Source organism: Parafrankia sp. Ea1.12 (genome assembly GCF_900465275.1).
GTDB lineage: Bacteria > Actinomycetota > Actinomycetes > Frankiales > Frankiaceae > Parafrankia > Parafrankia soli.
The window spans coordinates 37,502-60,718 of sequence record NZ_UBIZ01000206.1 but is presented as its reverse complement, the minus strand read 5'-3'; the positions used below and the strand labels follow the sequence as shown (position 1 = coordinate 60,718).

The window sequence follows — 23,217 nt, the reverse complement described above, 5'->3', positions numbered from 1 at the left end:
CGGACGGCTCCGGCATCGGCGTCGGCCGACGCACCCTGGAACAGCCCAGGAACCGGTCCGGGTTCCTGGGAGGGTCTTTCCGGAGAGATGCTTCCGCTTACCCGATGCTGATCGGGTAGGTCGTACCTCTGGCATTCCCGCGGCCCGGGTCAGGTCGTCACGCCGTCGATCTTCAGCTGGATCATCTCGTCGTCCGACCAACCCAGCTCCCACAGGATTTCGTCGGTGTGCTCGGCGAAGCGTGACGCGCGGCCGAGTTCCGCGGGCGTCTCGTCGAACTGGACGGGGTTCACGACGAGCTCACGAGATCACCGCTGGGGTGTCGTGGGTGGTGCCGAGGTAGGCATCGGCGACGGCCCGGCTGGCGCGGATCTCGGCCGGGGTGCCTTCGGCGATGACCGTTCCGAAGTCGAGCACGTAGATGTAGTCGCAGACGCCGAGCACGAGGGCGATGTCGTGGTCGACGAGCAGCAGCCCGACGCCGGACCGGCCGATCGCCTGGATGCGCCTGCCGAGCCACGCGGTCTCGGTGGAGTCGAGTCCCGCGGCCGGTTCGTCGAGCAGGAGGATCCGGGGGCCGGTGGCACAGGCACGGGCGATCGAGACCAACTGGCGTTCACCCTGGCTGAGCTCACCGGCGGGCCGGTCGGCCCGGTCACCGATGCCGACGAGGTCGAGCGCGGCGTGCAGGGCACGGTGCAGCCCCTCGCCGCGGGTGCCGAACAAAGCGGCGCCGACGTTCTCCTCGACGGTGAGGTCGTCGTAGAGCTCGAGGGACTGGAAGGTCCGGGCCAGGCCGCGCCGCACGAGCTGGTGCGGCGCCAGCTGGTCGATGCGCTGCCCGCCGAACCGCACCTCGCCCTGAGCTCGGGTGAAGCCGGTGACCGCGTCGATCACGCTGGTCTTGCCCGCGCCGTTCGGGCCGATCAGGCCGACGATCCGCCCGGCTGGCACCCCCAGCGAGACGTCCGAGACCGCGACCGTGCCGCCGTAGCGCACGGTGAGCCCGGTGACGTCGAGACCCGGCGCCCCTTCCGCCGCCGCGTCCACAGCGGTGCCGGCGTCCACAGCGGTGCCGGCTTCCGGGGCAGCTGCCGTCCCCGAGGTCGCGTCCGCCATTGCGACCGCCGCCGGCTTCCCCCCGGTCGGAGCGTGCTGCGCCGCCATGTCCTGTACTGCCACGTCCCCCGCTGCCACGCTCTGTGCCGGCGCGGACGGTGCCGGCTTTCCGCCGCTCCGGCTCCGTCCGCCGCGAAGGCGGGCCAGGCGGTCGGCGAGGTGGTGGCCGGCGCTGGCCGCCCCCTCGGGGTGGACGAGGACGACGGCGACCACCCCGAGCCCGGAGAGGACGGGGAACCAGTCCCCGAGGTCGACCCACCGGTCCAGGGCGATGAAGATGATGCCGGTCCCGGCCGTCACACCGGCGAGAATGCCGCCGTACACCGAGGTCACTCCGGCGAGGTACGCCGTCGACAGCAGAGTCAGGCCACTGATCGCGGTGAACGATTCGTAGGTGACCGTGCTCTGCCGGTAGGCGAGCAGGCTGCCGCCGAGACCGGCGATGAAGGACGCCAGCGCGAAGCTCACGACCTTGATGAGCACGACGTTCACGCCGATGCCGGCCGCGGACCGCTCGTTGGCGCGGACGGCGAGCATGGCCGACCCCAGCGCGCTTCTCCGCAGGCGGGCGACGCCCCACGCGGTGGCGACGAGCACGGCCAGGCAGAGCAGACCGAACTGGATGCGGGGGAACGCGTGACCGGTGCCGATGCTCAGGTCGAGGCCGAACAGCGAGGGCTGGGTCACCAGGGCGCCGCTGGCGCTGACGATGTCGGTGTTGCGGAACCAGACGGCCTCGATGGCGTGGGCGAGGGCGAGGGTGACGACCCCGAGGGTCAGGCCGCGCAGCCGCAGGGCGGGCAGCCCGACGAGCACACCGAGGACGGTGGCGACCAGGGCGGCCAGCAGCGGCGCGAACGGGAACGGCACATGCCAGCTCCGGGTGAGGCCGGACAGGGTGAAGGCGGCGCTGCCGGCGAGGGCGAGCTGGGCCAGCGACACCTGGCCGGCGTAGCCGGTGACGACGACGAGGGACAGGCCGATGACGGCCGCGATGAACGTGCCGATGACGGCGCTGCGCCAGGTTCCGTCGGTGGCGAGCAGCGCGATGACGCCGATCAGGGTGCCGATGACGGTCGGCAGGAGCAGCGAACGTGGCCGGGGCGCCCGGCCGAGGGGCTGGCGGACGAGAGTGCCACGCACGGGCAGGCCCCGTCCGGTGGCCAGCAGCGCCACCAGGATCACCACCAGCGGCACCAGCTCCGCCGACCCGCTCTGCGGCAGCCAGGAGTGGTCTGCGGCCAGCGCGATCGCCTCCGCCTGGAGCATGCCGATGGCAAGCCCGGCGGCGGCGGCCGGAAGCAGATGCTGGAAGCCACCGACGACCGTGGCGGCCAGCGCCGGAACGACGAACAGGGTGTAGGTGGCCGGCGCGAGCGGGGTCAACGGGGCGATGAGGATCCCGGCCGCGCCGGCGACCGCGCTGCTGATCATCCAGTTGAGCAGGGCCACCCGGTCGGGGTTCACGCCGCTCACGTACGCGCCGGTCTGCGACTCGGCGGTCGCCCGGGTGAGCAGCCCGAAGCGGGTGAAGCGGTAGACGGCGGTCAGCGCGAGGGTCAGCACCAGCACTGACAACGCGAGGTAGAAGCGGTCGGAGAGCACGGTCAACGAGCCGAGCCGCCAGCGCTCTCCCGGGAAGATCGTCTTGACGCTCACCGGTGCCACGCCGACCCGGATCACCAACAGCGACTGGATCACGAGGAGAACACCCAGGGAGGCGACCGCTCTGGCCAGCGGCGGTGCCTCGCGCAGCTGTCGGAACACCAGCAGGTAGAGCAGCGCGCCGAGCAGCGCGCCGATCGCGAGGGCGATCGGCGCCGCCGCGGCGAAGCCCAGCGGCCTGCCGAGGCCGACCGACGTCGGCAGGCCGGGCACGAGCACGAGCAGCTCGCCGTCCCGTAGCCAGGCGTACGTGTAGGCGACGTAGGAAGCGATCGCTCCGGTCGCGAAGTTGATGACACCCGAGCTGCGGTAGGTCAGCACGAGTGCCACGGCCAACGCCGCGAACACCCCTCCGTTGCCGAGCCCGAGGAGGAGCGAGGCGACATGATCCATGACGATCTCCCGACGTCGTCCCGGTCGAGGGCTGTGACAGCGAGCTGGCCGTCGTCTCAGTCCTCGATCGGCGTCACTCCGACCGCCTCGTACGTGGTGGGCCGGCCCTTCTCGTCCAGGGTCGTCAGGAGACCGCCTCGGGAGCATTCCGACGGGGATGCCGGATACGCCTTGCCGTTGCACCGGAACCGCAGTCCGGTCGCGCCCGGCAGGTCCTTCTCCGGCATTGCCTTGATCTTGGCCGTGACGGTGGCCGGGGTGATGTCGCCCGTGATCCCCTCGAGCGCGGAGTGGAAGGCGGAGACCGTGAGGTACATGGCCGCGGCGCCGGCCTCGGTGACGTCGATGTCCTTGCCGTAGGTCTCCACCACGGCGTTGAAGAGGCGGATCGCCGGGTCGTCCGAGCCGATCGGGGCGGTCGCGGTGATCGTCATGCCTTCCAGGAAGTCGCCGGGTACGGCTTCCCGGGTCGCGTCGCTGACGCAGTGCGCGATGGCCGTGCGCGGCCCGTCGTACCCGACCGCGCGCAGTCCGTTGAAGGCGCTGATGCAGAAGGCGTCGCTGCCGACCACGTGCACGATCCCGGGATCGCCGCTGATGATGCTCTGCATCTGCGGCGTCATGTCGGCGGTGCCCGGCGGGATCAGGATGACGTCGAGCGCGAGGCCCTGCTGCTCGAGCTGAGGCCTGATGATCTGGAAGAGGCCTTTGGCGATGGGCAGGTCGATCGCGATGGCCGTCACCTTCTTGGCGCCCTCGTCCTTGGCGACCTTGACCGGCAGGGTCACCAGGGGGAAGAACTGGTCGGCCAGGACGAAGGTCGACTCGCGGTCGCCCAGCGACCCGGCGCCGTTGGCGGTGTAGAACATCACCGGGACGTGCGCGGCGTGCAGCGGCTCCCAGATCTGCTCCCCGGCCCCGGCCGAGCCGACGACGACGGCGGCGACGTTCTCCTCGACCATCCGGTTCGCGCAGTCGGTGGCCTTGGCCGGGTCGGCCAGCGCCTCGCACTCCACCAGCTCGATGGGCCGGCCCGCGATTCCGGAGCGGTGTTCGTTGAGGTATTTGACGGTCGCCTCGGAGACCTTGAACTCGTAGGAGAGGTCCGCGGCGGGGCCCTTGCCGTCCGAGATGATTCCGATCTTCACCGGGTCACCTTTTGCCTGCGCCACCGGGCCCAGAACTTCGGCGGCGGTCCCGGTGTCGCCCGCCGTCCCGCTGCTCCCGTTGTCGTCGCTGTCGCCGCAACCGGCGAGGAACAGGCTCGCGGCCAGAGCACCTAAAGCTCCTAACGCGGCTAAGCGCACGCCCACCGGCTGTCGCGGTTGCCGTCCGCATGCCGACCTGCCGAGCAGGATCCCCGAATTCCGCATGTTGATGTCCCTCGTCTCGCGATAGGTGATCTGTACTTCCGTCGGCCGGGACGGTGTGGTTCGTGGCGAGATCGCAGGCCGCCGGGCCGCACCCGCCTGGCGGTGCGGCCGGGTCCCCGGCCGGTCGATCTGTCGAATCGGACCTCCGGTCCGATATGAACGGCCACGGTACGGACCGCCTGTCCGTTTCACAAGCGGAATCTGGAGAAATATGCAGGTGGCGATGCTCCGAGTTGACGGGCTGAGGCGAGCGGACCGCTGCCGCCACACATTCGGTGATGCGCGCGGCGGCACACCGGAATCAGGTTCTGGGTACACGGGCACGCCGGCCCGCGGCCCAGGCGGAAGTCAACCACCGATGAGTCCGCCGAGTCGTGGTGCGATTCGGGATGGGTTTGTTCCGGTCTGATCCGGGTGTTCTGGATGCGATCCCGTTGTCTGGCGGCGGGGTCAGGACACAGCGCACGGCGGGCAGGGCCCGGCGGGGAGCGACATCGACGTCGGCGTCTGCCGGCACATTCTGAAACGGCCCGGGAACCGGTGTGGGTTGCGGTGAGCCTCTCCGTGGAGAGTTTTCGGTGTCGGATGGGTGACGGCAGTGCTTCCGATCATGTGATCGGTGCTTACGGTGCGGTGCGTGGCGGGTTTCTCGGCGGCAGGCGGCGAGTAGTGGGCGAATGCGCGGAGTTCGCCGACCGGGCGCAGGCCGGGGGCCTGGTGCTGATCGGGTGGGTGATACCTCGGACTTTCCCGCGGCCCGGGTCAGGTTGCCACGCCGTCGATCTTCAGCTGGATCATCTCCTCCTCCGACCAACCCAGCTCCTGCAGGATCTCGTCGGTGTGCTCGGCGAAGCGCGGCGCGCGGCCGAGGTCTGCGGGTGTCTCGTCGAACTGGACGGGGTTCGCGACGAGTTCACGGTTCCTGCCCTCGGCGTCGACGAGGGTTCCTATGTTGCCGTTGGCGCGCAGCGAAACGTCCTGGCCGACGCCCCAGGCGTCCTGGACCACGGCCCACTGGCCCTTCATCCCCTCGACGGTTTTGAGCCATTCGGAGTAGGTCAGGGAGGCGATGATCTCGGCCACCAGATCGGCGGCCTCCGCGGCGTTCGCCATGATCTTCTCGGTCGAGTTGAACCGTTCGTCCTCGGCGAGCTCCGGGCGCCCGACGACCGTGCAGAACTCCGGCCAGTACACCCCCGGCTGGAGCATCGACAGCTGGAGCCACCGGTCGTCCGCGGTCCGGAAGGCGCCGATCAGCGGGTTCGTCGGCGCGCCGTGCCGGGGCTCCTCGACGTCCGGCAGCGGTCCGCCGGCCAGCAGGGCCAGGTTCACCGAGAACTGGGTGGTCCATGCTCCGACGCCGAGCAGGGACACGTCCACCACCGAGGGCTCACCGGTCGCCGCGCGCCGGTAGAGGGCCGCGGCGATGCCGCCGGCGATCGTCAGCCCGCCCATCGAATCGCCGTAGGCGCCGGCTGGCATCTTCGTCATCCGCTCGGCTCCGGGTGGGGTGACGCCCGACGCGCTGCCGCCCCGGGCCCAGAACGCGGTGCCGTCGTACCCGCCCTTGTCACGCTCCGGGCCACGCTGGCCGAAACCGCTGCCCCGCACATAGATGATGTTGGGATTGATTGCCCTGATGTCCTCGAGGTCGATCTTCAGTCGGGACCGTGACCTGGGCAGGAAGTTCGTCACGAACACGTCGGCCCGCGCGACGAGCTTCTCCAGAACGACGCGCGCGCCGGGCTTTTCGAGCGCGAGCCCGATGCTGCGTTTGCCGCGGTTGGGGGCCTCCATGATGGGAAAGAACGCGTTTCCGTTGCTGGAGACATCGAGACCCAGCAGCCGGATCAGCCCGCGTTGGGCGTCGCCGTACTCGGCGTGTTCGACCTTGATCACGTCCGCGCCCCAGTCGGCCAGAACCGCTCCGGAGGCGGGGACGAAAGTGTATTGGGCGACCTCCAGCACTCGGACGCCCTCCATCGGTCGAGCCATCTGCGCCGCCTCCCGTCGCGCCACGTCGGTACCGATATATCCCACCGGCCCCTACGGCCTGTCAACTGCGTCTTTGTATTTAGTTGCCGCGCAGGCCCTCATCCGTCCGGACGCTCCATTGCTTGTCGCAAAGCAGATTCAGGCCAGCCCGGGCCTGTTTGTTGCTCCGAAAGTGGTCCGTACGCGGAGCTTGTCGGGTGGCGGTGGGCTCCGCCGTTCCAGGCCCCGTTCACCCGCTCGAAGTCCGGCCGGCCGCCAACTGCGAGCGGGGCCGGAGACCCTCGTGCTGCGCGCTCGCCCGACGCCGGTGAGCTCGCGCGCGGTCCTCGGTGAAATCGTCGGAAAGTGCTCCTGACCTGCTGGAACGATTCTGGCTGCGCGGCCAGGGTGAGGTTGCCTGCGGCCTGGTCAACCTTCCATCCGGTCAGCTCCTGTCCGCGGGATCCGCGCCGGGTGTCGAGATGGGAGTAGACACATCGAGATAAGGCTTCTAATCTTGTCAATGTTAGCGTCCGAAGATCGTTTATAATCTGGTCGGCGGCTGCGGCCATCCAGGGGGCGGCCCTCGGCGAGTCGGCAGGCGGTGTCGGAAAGGGCGACTCCGTCTCCGGTCGCAGTGGTGGGCGAGTTCCGGATCGCGCAGAACTGACGGGCGCCGGCGCGGTGTTTGCTGGCGGCTGCGTGTTTTCCGCCGGAGTTTGACAAAGAGCAAACGGCATTCTGGTTCCGTAAGGTGCCGTGCGTCGTGGCTGCGTGCCGGTGAACCACGGCAGGACGCCGGGGTGATTTCCTCGGCACCATGCCGCCGGTGACAGCTCAGCACGGTGAACTTCCCGGTCCGGGCGTAGTGCACCCGGCCCAATCCTCCCTTGACCCGGATTCCGGTTTCGTGACCGACGACTCGGAGCAGACCGACGACTCGGAGCGGTCGGACGGTCGCCGGCTCCCGCGCGCCGCCGGTGGGTCCTGACCCGGACCAGAACCTGACGATCCGCGAGCCCTGTCCACTTACCTGATCTGTCTGTGTTGCGACGGCGAGAACGGAGGAAAGCCGTGCCCGACGACACCGAGGTCCACCGGTTCCCTTTCGGTCCATCGGCCGGCCTCGAAGTCCATCCCCTGTGGGCGAAGATCCGCCGGGAGGAACCGGTCGCCCGGGTACGGCTGCCCTACGGCGGCGAGGGATGGCTGGTCACCCGCTATGACGACATGAAGCAGGCGCTCTCCGACCCGCGACTCAGCCGCGCCGCGGCCGTCGGTCGGGAGGACGTCCCACGGACCACCCCGCGGCCGGCGCAGCCGTCCGCGCTGCTGAGCATGGACCCGCCGGAGCACACCCGGTTACGCCTGCTGATCTCCAGAGCCTTCACCGGCCGCCGGGTCGAGCAGTTACGCCCTCGTGCCCAGGAGATCGTCGAGGCACACCTGGAGCAGATCGAGCGATCGGGGCCGCCCGCCGATCTCGTTCGGGGCTTCGCCCTGCCGCTGCCGGTCACGCTGATCTGCGAGATGCTCGGCGTGCCGCCGGAAGATCAGCACCGGTTCCGTGAGTTCGCCGACGTCATGCTGTCGACGACCGCCTACACCGAGGAACAGGTCGTCGACGCCCGGGCGAGGCTCGCGGGCTACCTCGCCGAGCTGGTGGCCCTCCGCCGGGCGCACCCGACGGACGACCTGCTGGGTGCTCTGGTCGCCGCGCGGGACGACGAGGATCGGCTCAGCGAGGAGGAGCTGATCGACATCGGCATCACCCTGCTGATCGCCGGTCACGAGACCACCGCGAGTGAGCTGTCCAACTTCATCTACGTGCTGCTCACCGAGCCCGGGCACTGGGAGGCGCTGCGTGCGCGGCCGGAGCTGATACCCGGCGCGGTGGAGGAGCTGCTGCGACACGTCCAGCTGTCCACCGGCGGCAACAACCCCCGGGTGGCCACCGAGGACGTCCAGCTGGGCGACGTCACGGTGTCGGCCGGCGAGGCCGTGATCGTGTTCGCGCAGTCCGCGAACCGTGACGAGGCCGTCTTCGACCATCCGGACGAACTGGATCTCACTCGTCACCCCAACCATCACCTTGCCTTCGGGTACGGCGCGCACTACTGCCTCGGAGCCCAGCTGGGCCGGATGGAGCTGCAGGTCGCGCTGGCCGCGTTGCTGCGCCGGTTCCCCTCGCTGCGGCTGGGCGTGCCGGTCGAGGAACTGCCATGGAAGTCCGGCCTGCTCGTGCGGGCCCCGGAGTCGCTCCCGGTCGAGTGGTAGGGCGGTCACGTTGACAGAGCAGCCGAAAGAGCTGACGGAGCAGCCGGAAGAGCTGACAGTGCAGCCGAACGGAACCGAACCGAACTGGAAACCGGTCGGCGACGACCTGTTCGCAGTCCTGTGTCCCCCCTGCCGGCAGCTCGGGCGCTGCCGGATGGGGATGGAAGAAGAGACGCTGGCCGCGGACGGGTCGGCCCACTACCGCCTGCGCTGCGGCCCGGAGCACGAGGGCGGCCCGGGCGTGGCGCACGGGGGCTGGATCTCGGGCGTGTTCGTCGAGATCGTGGGCCACCTCGCCGTGCAGATGGAACAGCTCGCGGTGACGGGGGCGCTGAGCGTCACCTACCGCAAGCCGGTGCCGATCAACCGGCCGCTGACCGCGCGGGCCTGGCTCGCCGGTAAGGACGGCGGGAAATGGACCGTCGAGGGCAGCATCCACCTCGCGTCGAGCGGCACTGAGCTCGCGCACGCGACGGCGCTCCTGGTCGAACGCGAGATGAGTCATTACACGCGGGCCCGGGAGTGGCTCGGCCGCGAGGAGGCGGGCTCAGATGGCACTGCGTGACGTCGCGATCGTCGGGCTGCACGCCACCGAACAGGCGCGTCGGCTGCCGCACCGCACCGCACTCGATCTCGCGCAGGAGGCCGTCTTCGGCGCGATCGCCGACGCCGGCCTGCGGCCCGCGGACGTCGACGGGGTCGCCGCGGACTGGCCCGGCCCCGGCGGGACGGTCGACGAGAGCGCCTCGTGGTCGCGCTCGCTGGGGCGGTCACTCAACTGGGTCGGCGAGGGGATGCTCGACACGGCCGGTGCCCGCGGCGTGATGAAGGCCGCTGCCGCGATCGCCGCGGGCCTGTGCGACGTCGCCGTCGTCGGCGGCGGGTTGTCGGGCAGGTTCGGCGGCCGCGGGCCGGTGGGCGTGGCGGTGGCGGAGGTCGAGTTCGTCGACGTCTGGGGCGCCTACTCCATTCCCCTGTTCGCCCTGGTCGCCCAGGGGTACATCCGCCGGTTCGGGACCACCCCGGAGCAGCTGGCGACCGTCGCCGCCACGATCCGGAACAACGGCTCGTCGAATCCCGAGGCGATGATGTACGGGAAGGGCCCGTACACGGTCGACGACATCCTGGCCTCGCCCCTGGTGGCGACGCCGTTCCACCTGCTCGACGTGTGCATCACCGGTGAGGGCGGCGGAGCCGTCGTGCTCACCTCGCTGGAACGGGCGCGCGATCTGCCCCACCAGCCGGTCGCCGTGCTCGGGGCCGGGATGGAGTTCGCCGGGAACCACGGCATGCCGCCGCTGGACTACCGGACGGTGGGCCGGCTGGGCGCCGCCGCGGCGCAGCGGGCGTTCGGGGCCGCGGGCGTCACAGCGCGGGACGCCGACGTGCTCGCCCTCTACGACCCCAACTCGTTCGAGCTCCTCAGGCAGCTCGAGGTGATCGGGCTGTGCGGCGAGGGGGAGGGCGGGGCGTTCGTCGACGACGGGCACATCGCCCTCGACGGCCGGTACCCGACCAACCCCGAGGGTGGCTGCCTGTCCTACTCCTGGAACGGAACCCAGCACATGACGCTGAAGGTGGCCGAGGCGGTCCGGCAGATCCGCGGCACGGCGGTCCACCAGGTGCCGGGGGCCGAGGTCGCCGTCGTGGCGAACGCCGGGTCCGGCACCCGGCACTACGAGGTCGTCGTCCTGGGGAAGGCCTGAAATGACACGATCGACACCCACGCCCTCCGAGCTCTCCGTCGAGTTCTGGTCCGCCGCAGCGAAGCATCGCCTGCTCGTCCCCTACTGCGGCGGTTGCGGGATCCGGTACTTCCCCCCCGAACGCCTGTGCCCGGGATGCGGCGAGCCCGGCTGGCACTACGTGGAGAGCACCGGGACGGGCCGGGTCGTGGCCCACACGGTCGTGCACCGGGCGCTGTCCCCGGACTTCGCGACCCCGTTCGTCCTCGCCACCGTCGAGGTCGACGGCGAGTGGACGATGCTGACCAACATCGTGGACTGTGATCCGGACCAGGTGGCCGTCGGCCTGCCGGTCCGGGTGCGGTTCCTCGACTGCGAGGGCGGCGCCCTGCCGTGCTTCGCCCCGGAGAGCAGCGCCGGGTCCCCGCCCGACCGGACGGGGCAGCGACCGTGACGGGGCTGTCGGGCGGCGGCGCCGAGCTGCCCTTGGCCGGCGTCCGGGTCGTCGACCTGTGCCGCGGCGGCGCGGAGCTCGCCTCGCGGGTGCTCGGCGACCTCGGCGCCGACGTCGTCCGGGTCGAGCCGGCCGGAACCCTCGACGCTCCTGGTCGGGCGCCCGGTACGGACGTCCGGCACGAGACGCACAACTTCAACAAGCGCGCCCTGGCGCTCGATCTCGCGGCGGCCGGCGGCCGCGAGCGGTTACTGGGCCTGCTCGCGAGGAGCGACATCGTCATCGAGGGGCTCACCGAGTCGCTCCCGGACAGTCTGGGCCTCGACGCGGGTGAGTTCCGGCGCCGGTTTCCCGCGCTCGTCGTCGTCTCCGTCACCGAGTTCGGCCGGTCCGGGCCCTACCGGGACTGGGCCGGCACCGATGCCGTGCACGCCGCGCTCGCCGGCTTCCTCTCCCGCTCGGGGTTGCCCGGCCGGCCACCGCTGCTCCCACCGGCCGCCCTGCCCACGGAGTCCTCGGCGCTGGTCGCGGCGTGGTCGGCGCTGCTCGCCCACCACAACCGGCTGGTCACCGGTGTCGGCGACGACGTGGAGGTGTCGGTCTTCGAGACCGCCGTCCAGGTCATCGACCCCGGCTACGGGATGGCGGGTTCCGCGACGAGCGGCATCCCCACCTCCGACGGCCCCCGGGGCCGCCCGGCCGCCGGCCATCTCTATCCGGTGTTCCGCTGCGCGGACGGCTACGTCCGGCTGTGCATCCTCAAGCCCCGGCAGTGGCGGGCCGTGTTCGAGTGGATGGGCCGTCCCGCCCGGTTCGCGGACCCGGAGCTGGCGGACATGTCCCGGCGCTTCGCCGTCGCGGACGTCCTGCATCCCGAGATCGGTCGCCTGCTCGCCAACCGGAAACGCGACGAGGTCGCGGCCGAGCTCCAGCGGCTGGGGATTCCCGCGGCGGCGGTGCTCGACCTCACCGGGGTCCTGCGCGCGGACCACTTCGCCGCCCGCCGCACGTTCACCGGCGTCGCCACGCCGGAGGGGGAGATGCTCGTCCCGGACTGTCTGCTCGGGATCGACGGCCACCGGGCCGGCCTGCGCACACCGGCACTGCGGGCCGGTGAGTCGGCGGCTGAACCGGCGGGTGAGCCGCCGGACAGCGGGGCCCCCGGTGATCGTCCGGCGGCGGTGGCGGGACCCGATGCGGCCGGCACCACCGAGCCCCCTGCGCCTCCTGCGCCTCAGGCGCCTCCCGCGTCGCGCCGGCCGCTCGACGGACTCCGGGTGCTCGATCTCGGCGTGATCGTCGTGGGTGGGGAGAGTGGGCGGCTCCTGGCCGACATGGGGGCCGAGGTGATCAAGATCGAGAGCGCGGCGTTCCCCGACGGCTCGCGGCAGTCGCTCACCGTGGAGCCGATCAGCCCCGTCTTCGCCTGGGGCAACCGCAACAAGGCGAGCCTGGGGCTGGACCTGCGCCACCCGCGTGGCCGGGCGCTGTTCCTGGAGCTCGCGCGGCAGTCCGACGTCGTGCTGTCGAACTTCAAGCCGGGGACGATGGAGAAGCTGGGGCTCGGTGTGGCCGAGCTGCACCGGGTCAACCCGCGGCTGGTGGTGGCCGATTCCAGCGCCTTCGGGGCGGACGGCCCGTGGGGCGACTGGCTCGGCTACGGCCCCCTCGTGCGCGCCGCGACCGGTATCAGCCTGCTGTGGCGGGACGACACCTCCGACGACCCGGACGGTTTCGCCGGTGATCCGGGCGGCTTCGCCGGTGATTCGGGCGGCTTCGCCGACGCGTCGACGATCTACCCGGACCACGTCGCGGCCCGGGTCGCGGCGATCGGCGTCCTGGCTCTGCTCGTCCGGCGGCGCAGCACCGGCCGTGGCGGGACCGTGAGCGTCGCCCAGGCCGAGGTCATCCTCGGCCAGAATCCCGACCTGTACGCCGCGGCGTCGCTCGGCCGGGCCGAGGGCTCGCAGCGGCACGCGCCGCGGGGCGTTTACCCGTGCGGCGGTGACGACGAGTGGGTCGTCGTCGACGTGCGGGACTCCGCGGACTGGCACCGGCTCGCCGCGGTGATCGGTGGCCCGTCCCTCGCCGCGGACCCGCGGTTCGCGACCACGCAGGACCGCCTCGCCCGCTCGGAGGAGATCGACGAGCTGATCGCGGCGTGGACCCGCCTGCGCCCGCCCCGCGTCGCGGCGTCCGAGCTCCAGGCGGCGGGCGTGCCGGCCGGGATGATGCTGCGGCTCACGGAGCTGCTGGACGACGAGCACCTCCGGGCGCGCGGGGCGTTCCGCACCGCGCGGCACCCGCTGATCCCGCGGCCGATGCCCAGCGAGAACACCCCCGCGCACTTCCGGAACATCCCGGACGTCGAGCTGCGCCCCGCGCCGATGCTCGGCGAGCACACCCGCCGGATCGCCCGCGAGCTGCTCGGCCTCGACGAGGGGGAAATCGAGCGCCTGGTCGACGAGGGTGTGCTACAGGAGGCGACGCCTTCCACCCATTAGCTTTTCAGCAAACAATGGGTCGTTCTGACCAGGCGCCGCTGTTCTCGAGATGGCTGTTGAGGATGGCGGCCAGCATTGCTATCCTTGTAAAGATATACGGTCATAAACCAGACACATAACCAGTACAGAGGTGGTCCGCGCGCCTGCCATCCGACGGCAGGCGGCGGACACGTCTCGCGGACACCGATGTCCTCAGTACAGGGGGTCTCAACCTTGGCTCAAGGGGCGCGCTACACCAGCCTTGCTCCGACCACCCTCGCGGCGGGTTGGACCTTGGACCGACTTACGCCGACGAGCAGGCTTTTCGGTGCGAACGGGCTGCGCACCGGTCCCGACGGCCGCATATACATAGCCCAGGTGACCGGCAGTCAGATCAGCGCGCTGGACGTCGACACCGGGGCGGTGGAGGCCGTCAGCCCCAAGGGCGGCGACATCGTCGGCCCGGACGACGTCGCGTTCGACTCGGCCGGCAACATCTACGCGACCGAGTACATGGACGACCGGGTGAGCGTCCTCGGCACCGACGGCCGGGTCCGGGTCGTGGGCGAGGACATGCCCGCCGTCAACGGCATCACCGTGTACCAGGACCGCCTGTTCGTGAACGAGTGCCGCCCCGGCGGCCGGCTGATGGAGCTGCCGCTCGGTGGCGGCGCGCCCCGGGTGCTCGCGGACAACCTGGGCATGCCGAACGCCATGGAGGTCGGCCCGGACGGCTTTCTTTACTACCCGGCCATGGCCACCAACGACATCTGGCGTATTCACCCCGACGGCGGCGAGCCGCAGCGGGTCGCCGGCGACCTGGGTGTGCCGGACTCGGTGAAGTTCGACGACGCCGGATTCATCGTGTCCACCCAGGTACACACCGGCGAGGTGCTGCGCATCGACCCGCGCTCGGGCGATCGGGAGGTGCTCGCCAAACTCCAGCCCGGCCTCGACAACTGCACCTTTCTCGACGGCCGGCTGTTCGTCTCGAACTTCACCGGAGAGATCACGGAGGTGCTGGGCGGCGGCGAGACCCGGACCACGCTGCCCGGGGGCCTGAACTGGCCGCTGGACCTGACCCTCGACACGGACGGCACCCTTTACATCGCCGACGGTCCGTTCTTCTACGCGCTGAGCCCGGGCGGCTCCCCGCGAACCGTCGGCATGCTGTTCAGCCCCGGCAGCCCCGGCTTCGTCCGCGGGGTGACCACCACCGGGCCTGGCGAATTTATCGTCACCACGGGCAATGGCACGATCGCGCGCTTCCGGCCCGCGGAATTCGTGAGCGAGGTGCTGGCGGAGGGCTTGGACCAGCCCTACGGTGTCGCGATCGCGCCGGACGGCGCGGTGGTGGCGGCCGAGTTCGGCCGCGGCCGGGTGCTGGCTGTCCGAGCCGGCGAGATCGAGGTCCTCGCCACCGGACTGGACAAGCCGGTCGGCGTGACCTTCGGCTCCGACGGGGCCTGCCTGGTGTCCGAGGCCGGCGCCGGGCGGATCGTCTCGGTCGGCGGCCCACGCGCGGAGACCGTCGTCGACGGTCTGGACACGCCGCAGGGCATCCTGGCCCGGGGCGGGCGGTTGCTGATCGTCGACGCCGGCGCCAAGACGCTGCTAGACGTCGACCCGGGCACCGGGGCGCGCACCACGATCGCGCGTGACCTCCCCGTGGGTGCCCCGCCCGGCGTCACCCCCAAGCCGCTGCGCGGGCAGCCGCCGTTCTCGGGGCCGCAGGGCCCGTTCGCCGGTATCGCCGCCGGCCCGGACGGCACCCTGTACGTCTCGGCGGACGCCGAGGGCAGCGTCCTGGCCCTCCGGCCGGAACGCTGAGCAGCCGCGCCGTGGACATACCGACCCGGCCGATCGAAATCCCGCGGAGCCGGCCATGACCGGACCCGCCGTTCCCGACCGTGACCACGAGCAGGACCGAGGATCTCTCATGTACCGATCGCCCCTGGATCACTGTGCGCCGACGATCACCCCCGAGGTCGATCAGGAGGCGCTTCGCGAGAAGTATCTCGCCGAGCGGGACCGGCGGCTGCGCACTGACGGCCAGAAGCAGTACGTCGAGTCCGGTGACGAGTTCGCCGAGTTCTACGAAGCCGATCCGCACACGCCGCTCACGCCCCGCACGCCGATCGACCTTGAGATCGAGGTGGTGATCCTCGGTGGCGGCTTCTCGGGACTGATCGCCGCGGACCGGTTACAGAAGAAGGGGATCTCCGACTTCAAAATCCTGGAACTGGGCGGCGACTTCGGTGGCGTCTGGTACTGGAACCGCTATCCAGGCATCCAGATCGACTCGGACGCCTACTGCTATCTCCCGCTGCTCGAGGAGACCGGCTTCATCCCGAAGGAGAAGTTCTCCCACGGCGACGAGTGCTACGAGCACGCCCAGCGGATCGGGCGCCACCTGGGCGTCTACGACAAGACGCTGTTCCACACCATGGTCCAGTCGCTGGAGTGGGACGAGGAGATCGGGCGCTGGCGGATAGTCACCAACCGCGGTGACGACATCCGGACCAGGTTCATCATCATGTGCCAGGGGCCCTACAACCGGCCGAAGCTACCCGGCATCCCCGGCATCACCGATTTCAAGGGGCACACCTTCCACACCGCCCGCTGGGACTTCGACTACACCGGCGGTGACCTGCACGGCGGGCTGGACAAGATCGGCGACAAGCGGATCGCCGTGATCGGTACCGGCTCCAGCGGCGTCCAGGCGATCCCGCACCTGGCGCGCGGCGCGAAGCACCTGACGGTGTTCCAGCGGACGCCGTCCTACGTCTTCGAGCGTTCCAACTACCCGACCGATCCGGAATGGGTGGCGAGTCTGAAGCCCGGGTGGCGGGAGGAGCGCCAGCGCAACTTCCACAACGCGACCTTCGCGTTCTACTCGCCGGGTGAGCCGGACAACATCTGCGACGCCTGGACCGAGGTCGCCCGTAACCTCGCGGCGCACCTCAACTCCACGAACGGCTGGGGCGCGCTGGCCGACCCCGTGAAGTTCATGGAGCTGCACGAGGCCGAGGACTACCGGGTCGCGGAGCGGATCCGGCAGCGGGTCGACCAGGTCGTCGAGGACCCGAAGACCGCGGAGCTCCTGAAGCCGTACTTCCGCATTCTGTGCAAGCGTCCGGTGTTCAACGACGACTACCTGCCGACCTTCAACCTGCCGAACGTCACCCTCGTCGACGTGTCGGACTCCAAGGGCGTCGAGCGGATCACCGAGCGTGGGGTTGTCGCCAACGGCATCGAACACGAGGTTGACTGCATCGTGTTCGCCAGCGGCTTCGAGATCACCGGAGCTCTCGACCGGCAGCTGGACATCAGGCCGCTCGCGGGCCGTGACGGCAGATCGCTCTACGACCACTGGGGCAAGGGCTTCCGCACGCTGCACGGCATCATGGCGCACGGTTTCCCCAACTACTTCGCCACCGGCTTCATCCAGGGCGGGGTCACCGCGTCCACGACCAAGATGTTCGAGCAGCAGGCCGACCACATCGCCTACATCCTCGGCGAGGCGATCGCGCGCGGGGCGAAGGTCGTGGAGCCCACCGCCGAGGCCGAGGAGGGCTGGGTCCGGACCATCCGCGACAACAAGATCGACAACACCAGGTTCGTCACCGAGTGCACCCCCGGCTACTACAACAGCGAGGGCGAGTCGAACGCCCGGTGGTTCCTCGGGGAGCCCTACGGGCCCGGCTTCTACGCGTTCGAGGAGCTGTTGCAGGAGTGGCGCGACGCCGGTGACCTGGCCGGACTGGTCCTGAGCGACTGAGGCGCGGACGGCGGGCGTCCACGACGAGGGAGACGTGGACGCCCGCCGTCCGACCATGCGGGCGAGTGCCGGCCGCGGTCCGGTGCGGCGTTCCCTCAGCCCAGTCGCTGTGCCAGGGCGGGGAACAGGCGCAGGGCGTTGCCGCGGGCGATCGCCGCGCGCGCCGGGGCGTCCAGCGCCGGGTCGGCGCGTAGGGCCGCGAGGCTCTCGCCGACGGTCGCCGCGGGGATGGCGTTGTAGTCGGAGCCGTAGAGGATCCTCCCGGCACCGGCGGCCGCGAGCAGGCTGGGCGTGGCGTACGGGGACATCGGCCCAGCGGTGTCGTACCAGAACCGCCGCACCGCGGCCCTGATCGCTCCCGGGTCCGCGCCGTAGCCGAGGCCGCGGCCCAGCGCCAGGCGGCCCGCCAGGTACGGGAAGGCGCCGCCGCCGTGCGCGAGGATCCACCGGATCCGCGGGAAACGGTCGAGAGCACCGGACACGGTGAGTTGCACGGCAGCGCGGGTGGTGTCCGCCATGAAGTCCACGACGAAGGACGGCACCGCGATCGGGGACGCGCCGGGCAGGTCGAACGGATGCACCAGGACAACCGCGTCCCGGTCGTTCAGGGCCGCCATGACCGGATCCAGGGCCGGGTCACCGAGGTATTGGGTGCCGGCGTGCGCGGTGAGCAGCACCCCGTCGGGCGCCTGGCCGCCGTACACCCGCTCGATCTCGGCCACGGCGTCGTTCGGCTCGAGGTACGGGACGCTGGCCAGCCAGCCGAAGCGGGACGGCTGCTCGCGGGCAAGCGTGCCCAGGCTGTCGTTCGCGATGGTCGCCAGCTCCGCGGCCTGCGAGGGCACTGGGGTGAACGCGGTCGGCACCGGCGCGGACAGGACGGCGAGCTGGATGCCGTGCTGGTCCATGGTGGCGAGGGTGGTGCCGAGATCCCACCGCGCGAACAGCGGGCCGCCCGCCGGTGGGAGCATGCCGTGCTCCACCAGCCAGGACCGGACGGGTGCCGGCATGGCGTGGTGGTGCACGTCGACGCGCGGCGGCAGGTCCCCAGCGGGCTGGCCGGGCCCTCCCGGACGCACCGCGGCCGCGGCCACGCCGCTCGTCAGGACCGCCGCGGGGACGGCACCGGTCGCGGCCAGGAACAGCCCGCGACGAGAGGGAACGCGACCCGGGACCGCGGATTCGGGTAGGGGAACAACGTCGGGTACGGGAAGTACGGGGTGGTCGAGCATTGCTGGTGCCGTCCTCTCCGGGACGCCTGTCTGAAGGCAGGCGTGTCCAGCGCCCTGGGTCGGCTTTTGTGGAATCGCCGCCGGTCGCCGCCGAAAATCTCCGGCGGCGAAGGAGAACGGAATCACAGAAGCATGGTCACGGGCGCGGGAAAAAATCACGCCAGGTATCGGTAACCGGCCGCGGATCGCTGGGAGACCCCTGGGTGGCGTCTTCGATGGCCTGGTCGGCACCCGTACCCATGTGAACCCCCGACATGGAAATAAACGAAGCGCCCGGCGCACACGACTACCGCGGGCCTCGAGATGGACGACGGCATGCAACCTTAGCCGATCACCGTAAAGAGATGATAGGTCGGCCATCCGTGTTGGGGAAGGGTTGTGTGTTGACTCTCTGGGTTCTTTGTGCTTTCAGGGTGGCCGCGGCGAAACACGATGGTGAGCGGCCCCCGCCATTTGGCGGCCCTTTGACGGCGCAAAGGACGTCGGCCGCGGTCCGGCCACGACGCGTCGAACAGCTCGTTGAGCTCCACGTCCGTCAGATCAGGACGCACCACCAGTACCGCGCCAGCCTGGGAAACAGTCATCCAGCGCCATGCGGGGCAGCCTGGCCACGCGGGCCGAGCGTCGTGGGCCACGTGGCTCGTCGGAGACCCGCCGCGCCGTTCCTCCGACCAGCAGGAGACGAGCCTGACCGCACCATCGAGATCCTCGCCGGTCGGAGAGTCAGATCGGCCAGTCGAGTTGTGAGTCGGGGATGCCGTGAGCACGGCCGTGTTCCTGGGCTTCGGCGCGTCCCTGCGGGTCCCCCCGTCGGTAGCGTATGACTCGGCCGGGGAACACGATGAAGCTGTCCTGAGCGGTGTGTAGGTCCACGTACCATCCAGGCGTATCCAGGGCGTCGCTCAGTTGAGTGGCCAGTGCCTCGGCTGCGGTGTCGGCGACGTCGAAGAAGACCAGCGTCCAGACAGGTGGCTGCTCGGCGGTGGCATTTCCCGGTGCCGACCGTTGGAGTTTCCGGACGACGAGCGACAGGTCGTCCAGGACGGTCCCGACGCGCAGGCTCTCCGCGATCAGTACTCCGGCGGCCACTGGTGTGCTCCCTTGGGTCAGGTCCGGCTGACGGGTATCGAGGCTGTGGAGAGGAAGGTCCTGGCGGGTGGGACGGAAAGATCGCTACGGACGAATGCGTCGAAGTGGCCGCAGCCCGGCAGCTCAACGACGACGGCTCTGGCCAGTCGGTCGGCTGTCCGCATCCAGTCGGGCAGCGCTCCCTGCCGTTCGAGGTGGTCGATGAACGGTGCGACGCCACGGGTGCGGAAGAGCTCGGCTTCGCGGTCCCCGAAGAAGCCGTGCAGAAGTACCAGCGGCTTCCCCTGCCCAAGGATCTCGTAGCCGATACGGACCCCGTCAGAGCTCTCGACCGGCATGCGGGGATCTTCCTCGGAGCCTGCTCGAACCGCAAAGCTATTAGGCGCGTTCGTCGGCGTACCCGGTGCCGTGGCGGCGGCCCCGGGAGTCCAGTGCGGACCGGCGTGCGAACGATGCTCGACCGGGACGTCGACGGGCCGGTGGCCGGGGAGCGGGCGGGCATGGTCTGATGGTGGTGGTGGGTCCGGACACGGACCGCTCTGTTCCCGTCCTTGTCCCGGCCTGACGGTGGTGACCTTGACCAGCGACATCGACCGCTGGCTGCGGCGGTTCCACCGCGGCAGTGAGACGGGCCCCCGGCTCGTGTGCTTCCCGCACGCCGGCGGCGCGTCCACCTTCTTTCACCCGCTGTCCGCGGCGCTGGCGGAGGTCGCCGAGGTCTGCGCCGTGCAGTACCCGGGCCGGCAGGACCGGCTGGCCGAGGCCCCGCACACCAGCATCGACGCGCTCGCCGACGAGATCGCGGCGGCGCTGGGCCCGCTGACCGACCGCCCGCTTGCCCTGTTCGGGCACAGTATGGGCTCGATCGTCGCGTTCGAGGTGACCCGCCGGCTGGAGGCCACGCCGGGGGCACCTGTTCCGTCGATCGTGTTCCCGTCCGGCCGTCCCGCCCCGTCCAGGAGTCGGCCCGGCACCGTCCACCACGGTGATGACGCGTCCGTCCTGGAGTCGATCGCGAAGCTGGGCGGCACCGACCGGCGGATCCTCGCGGACCCGGAGCTGGTCGACCTGATCCTGCCCGCGACGCGGGCCGACTACCAGGCCATCGAGACCTACCGTTGCGCGCCCGGTGTCACGGTGGCCGCGGAGCTGCGGGTGACGATCGGTGACAGCGACGCGGCCGTGACCGAGGCGGAGGCGGCGGCCTGGGCCGAGCACACGACAGGCGCGTTCGACCTGGCTGTGCTGCCCGGCGGGCACTTCTACCTCTCGACGCAGGTCGAGGCGGTGGCCGAGCGTGTCCGCACCGGCCTGCTCGGCGCCGGCATCCCCCTGGCCTGAACAGCCGCTCCTGACCAGCAGCCGCCCGCGGTGCCGGCTGGCGGCGTCAGCTCTGTGACGACGTGTGCCGGGTCAGCTGGTTGCGCCGGACCATGTCCACGATCTGGGTGACGGGGCCGACCACGAGCAGTTCGTCCCCGGGCCGCAGCTTTGTGTGCCGGCCGGGTCGGTAGTCCGGGGAGCTCGCGCCCGAGCCGTGGGCCATGCCGTCCTCGGTGTTGCCCCGGGAGTCGTCGTCGGGCCCGATACGGGGGCCGCTGTGGGGGTCGTCGTGCCTGGTCATGGCCAGGACCCGGGTTCCGGTCGCGAGCTCGCCGAGGGTGGGCCCGGCCAGCCCGCCTCCGGGGCGCACCGTCATCCGCGCGACCAGGAACGGCGTCCGCTCCACGTAGAAGGCGCTGATCACCTCGTGGCCGAGCGCGGCGGCGACGAAGTACGGCGTCGCCAGCGTGGAAGCGCTGCGGGCGGTGTGGATCCCGAAGCGGCGCTCGAACTCGTCCGCCATGGTGGCGTCGAAGACCCGCAGGACGACGCGCAGCTCCGCTTCGGGGCTCCTGTCGGCGGGTCGGGCGGGGTCGTGGCGTGCGCCGTGGTGGGCCCGGCCGCCGGCGCGTTGGGCGGCGGCCCGCGCGGCCCACCGGGCGGCGTGGGCCCGGCGCAGCTCCGCGTGCGTCTCACGGGCCGACAGGATGGTCTCCAGGTTGGCCAGGCCGTCGCTGGTCACCGCCGCGATCGTGGTCGCGTGTGCGAGCCCGGCCTCCAACAGCGTCGCGCGTACCGTCGCGTCGCCGATCACCACGGGGACGCCGCGCTCGCGGGCCACCGGCAGGAACCGGTTGTTCTCGTCCCGTTCGATGACCACGATCCGCCGGCCGGCCCGCAGCAGGCCCTCCATCGTCGCCACGCCCACCGAGCCGAGCCCGCAGAGGATCACATGCCCGCGGACGGCGTTCGCTCGGCCGCGCCCAAGCGCCCGTTCCAGCCGGCGGCTGATGATGACGTTGGTGATGAACGCGTAGACGACGGCGATGGACAGGGCGCCGAGCAGCATCAGGCCGATGCCGAAGGCCTGCAGCCAGCTGTCCGCGGCGCCGAAGTTGTAGTCGCCGTAGCCGACCGTGACCATGGTCTCGACCGTCAGGTACAGCGCGTCGAGCGTGTCGAAGTCCGCGGGCGCCCCGGGGTTGTTGTCCTCGTAGGTCAACGCCAGCACGACAGTGCTGATCACCATGAGGGCCCCGACGACCGTCAGGGCCCGGCGGAACGGCCGGTCGAGCTCGCCGCGCACCGTCGCCAGCAGCGTCCGCATCCGGGCGGCCCGCGTCGTGTTCCGGGCCGGCGCGTGCCGTGTGCGGCCGGGGACGTCCGGCGCCCTCGCACGGCCATCCCTGCCACCGCGGCCGTCTCTGTCACCGAGTCCACCGCGGTCGCGGTCATCGCCCCCGGCGCCCCCGCCGCCGTGGCCGCGGCTGTTGTCGCCGGCGTCCTCCCTGGCGCCGGCGGCCAGGGAGGCGAAGACGCGGGCGTCGTGCACCTCGTCGACCGCCATCCCGCGTGCGCGGAGCTCGCCGAGACGGCCCAGCACGGTGAGACGGTCACCGGGGGCCAGCGGGACGTCCCGCGGCGGGCACACCTCGGCCAGCCGCTCGCCCGCCCGGCGCAGCGAGATGGGTGTCAGGTCGCCGTAGAGCGCCCGGAACGGCGCCCGGCCGGTGACCGGCTCGTCGACGACGGCGAAGATCTCCCTGTCCCCGGCTGGTTCGTCCAAAGGAAAGGCGTGGATCACGGCGGAGCGGACGCACGCCTCGACGAAGCCCGGCCCCGCCAGCTCACCGACGCTGCGTACCCGGACCTGGGTGAGCGCGTCCCGGAGCTGGTCGCCGAGCTGGCGGTTGCCGATGCCGGCGATGATCCGGATCCGCGGCGCGGCGTTGACCGCCACCAGCGCGATCTGCAGGTTCTCCAGGTCGGTCTCGTGGCAGGCCACCACAGCCAGCGCGGTGTCGAGGCCGGCCTCGCGCAGGGACTCCGGCGTCCGGACGCTCTCCCGGATCAGGGTGACGCCCCACCGCTCGAGCCGGCGGCGCAGGCCCGGCGCGTCGCGCTCGTCCACCACCACGGCGCGCACCCCGGCCGCGTCAAGCTGCTCGACGATGCTCAGGCCCAGGTCGTTCAGGCCACACACGATCACGTGGCCGGCGATCGTCGCAGGTCCGGCAACCTCCATGGCCATCACTGAACCATGCGGGAAGGCGGCACCCGGCACCCGGCACGTCCCCGGGCCGTCCCCGGGCCGGAGGCCGATTCCGGCCGGTTGGTCCGTCCGCGGTTGCCCGGCGCATGATGGAACG

The 23,217-nt window shown here is 71.1% G+C and carries 15 protein-coding genes and 1 pseudogene; 8 read left to right on the top strand and 8 right to left on the bottom strand.

The genetic code is table 11. The annotated features are described in order from the left end of the window. Window positions 1-149: 149 nt before the first annotated feature. The 4 genes and pseudogenes from FMEAI12_RS07560 to FMEAI12_RS07545 all read right to left on the bottom strand — a co-directional run. A pseudogene (locus FMEAI12_RS07560) lies at window positions 150-305 on the bottom strand (CoA transferase); the annotation flags it as partial. Then, window positions 301-3,177, bottom strand: a complete 2,877-nt coding sequence (locus FMEAI12_RS07555) for a branched-chain amino acid ABC transporter permease/ATP-binding protein (protein WP_112105462.1) — start codon at window positions 3,175-3,177, stop codon at window positions 301-303. The pseudogene FMEAI12_RS07560 and the gene FMEAI12_RS07555, both read right to left, overlap by 5 nt. Window positions 3,178-3,233: 56 nt before the next feature. Next, complete coding sequence (locus FMEAI12_RS07550) at window positions 3,234-4,490, bottom strand: ABC transporter substrate-binding protein (RefSeq protein WP_112105461.1); 1,257 nt, start codon at window positions 4,488-4,490, stop codon at window positions 3,234-3,236. Window positions 4,491-5,312: 822 nt separating this feature from the next. Beyond that, window positions 5,313-6,545, bottom strand: a complete 1,233-nt coding sequence (locus FMEAI12_RS07545) for a CaiB/BaiF CoA-transferase family protein (RefSeq protein WP_071065669.1) — start codon at window positions 6,543-6,545, stop codon at window positions 5,313-5,315. Window positions 6,546-7,598: 1,053 nt separating this feature from the next. Between FMEAI12_RS07545 and FMEAI12_RS07540 the strand changes: the two genes are divergently transcribed. From FMEAI12_RS07540 to FMEAI12_RS07510, 7 genes are all read left to right on the top strand, one after another. Continuing rightward, complete coding sequence (locus FMEAI12_RS07540; RefSeq protein ID WP_112105459.1) at window positions 7,599-8,801, top strand: cytochrome P450; 1,203 nt, start codon at window positions 7,599-7,601, stop codon at window positions 8,799-8,801. 10 nt (window positions 8,802-8,811) lie between these two features. Then, window positions 8,812-9,366, top strand: coding sequence for a PaaI family thioesterase (locus FMEAI12_RS37895; RefSeq protein ID WP_131627132.1), 555 nt, complete (start codon window positions 8,812-8,814; stop codon window positions 9,364-9,366). Further along, complete coding sequence (locus tag FMEAI12_RS07530; protein WP_071065667.1) at window positions 9,353-10,507, top strand: thiolase family protein; 1,155 nt, start codon at window positions 9,353-9,355, stop codon at window positions 10,505-10,507. The genes FMEAI12_RS37895 and FMEAI12_RS07530 overlap by 14 nt, the downstream gene beginning before the upstream one ends. A 1-nt stretch (window position 10,508) precedes the next feature. Further along, a complete protein-coding gene (locus tag FMEAI12_RS07525) occupies window positions 10,509-10,940 on the top strand; it encodes a Zn-ribbon domain-containing OB-fold protein (RefSeq protein ID WP_071065666.1) in 432 nt (143 codons plus the stop codon). Next, a complete protein-coding gene (locus FMEAI12_RS07520; protein WP_235013797.1) occupies window positions 10,937-13,444 on the top strand; it encodes a CoA transferase in 2,508 nt (835 codons plus the stop codon). Before FMEAI12_RS07525 ends, FMEAI12_RS07520 begins: the two co-directional genes overlap by 4 nt. A 186-nt stretch (window positions 13,445-13,630) precedes the next feature. Further along, complete coding sequence (locus FMEAI12_RS07515) at window positions 13,631-15,253, top strand: SMP-30/gluconolactonase/LRE family protein (RefSeq protein WP_112105457.1); 1,623 nt, start codon at window positions 13,631-13,633, stop codon at window positions 15,251-15,253. 109 nt (window positions 15,254-15,362) lie between these two features. Next, window positions 15,363-17,204, top strand: coding sequence for an NAD(P)/FAD-dependent oxidoreductase (locus FMEAI12_RS07510; protein ID WP_112105486.1), 1,842 nt, complete (start codon window positions 15,363-15,365; stop codon window positions 17,202-17,204). 95 nt (window positions 17,205-17,299) lie between these two features. Here the strand turns inward: FMEAI12_RS07510 and FMEAI12_RS07505 are convergent, their stop codons facing one another. From FMEAI12_RS07505 to FMEAI12_RS07490, 3 genes are all read right to left on the bottom strand, one after another. Next, window positions 17,300-18,436: an amidohydrolase family protein gene (locus tag FMEAI12_RS07505; protein ID WP_235013795.1), complete on the bottom strand. Its 1,137-nt coding sequence runs from the start codon at window positions 18,434-18,436 to the stop codon at window positions 17,300-17,302. A 723-nt stretch (window positions 18,437-19,159) separates the two neighbouring features. Further along, window positions 19,160-19,525, bottom strand: coding sequence for a CHRD domain-containing protein (locus tag FMEAI12_RS07495; protein ID WP_112105455.1), 366 nt, complete (start codon window positions 19,523-19,525; stop codon window positions 19,160-19,162). Window positions 19,526-19,542: 17 nt separating this feature from the next. Further along, window positions 19,543-19,863 (bottom strand): alpha/beta fold hydrolase, encoded by a 321-nt coding sequence (locus tag FMEAI12_RS07490; protein WP_112105454.1) that lies wholly within the window; start codon window positions 19,861-19,863, stop codon window positions 19,543-19,545. 232 nt (window positions 19,864-20,095) lie between these two features. Here FMEAI12_RS07490 and FMEAI12_RS07485 point away from each other — a divergent pair, with 232 nt between their 5' ends. After that, the gene (locus FMEAI12_RS07485; protein ID WP_112105485.1) at window positions 20,096-20,866 is read left to right on the top strand and encodes a thioesterase II family protein; all 771 of its coding nucleotides are present in this window, start codon (window positions 20,096-20,098) and stop codon (window positions 20,864-20,866) included. A 46-nt stretch (window positions 20,867-20,912) separates the two neighbouring features. Here the strand turns inward: FMEAI12_RS07485 and FMEAI12_RS07480 are convergent, their stop codons facing one another. Next, window positions 20,913-23,099 carry an NAD-binding protein gene (locus FMEAI12_RS07480; RefSeq protein ID WP_235013794.1) on the bottom strand — a complete coding sequence of 729 codons (2,187 nt, stop codon included), beginning with the start codon at window positions 23,097-23,099 and terminating at the stop codon, window positions 20,913-20,915. Window positions 23,100-23,217: the final 118 nt, after the last annotated feature.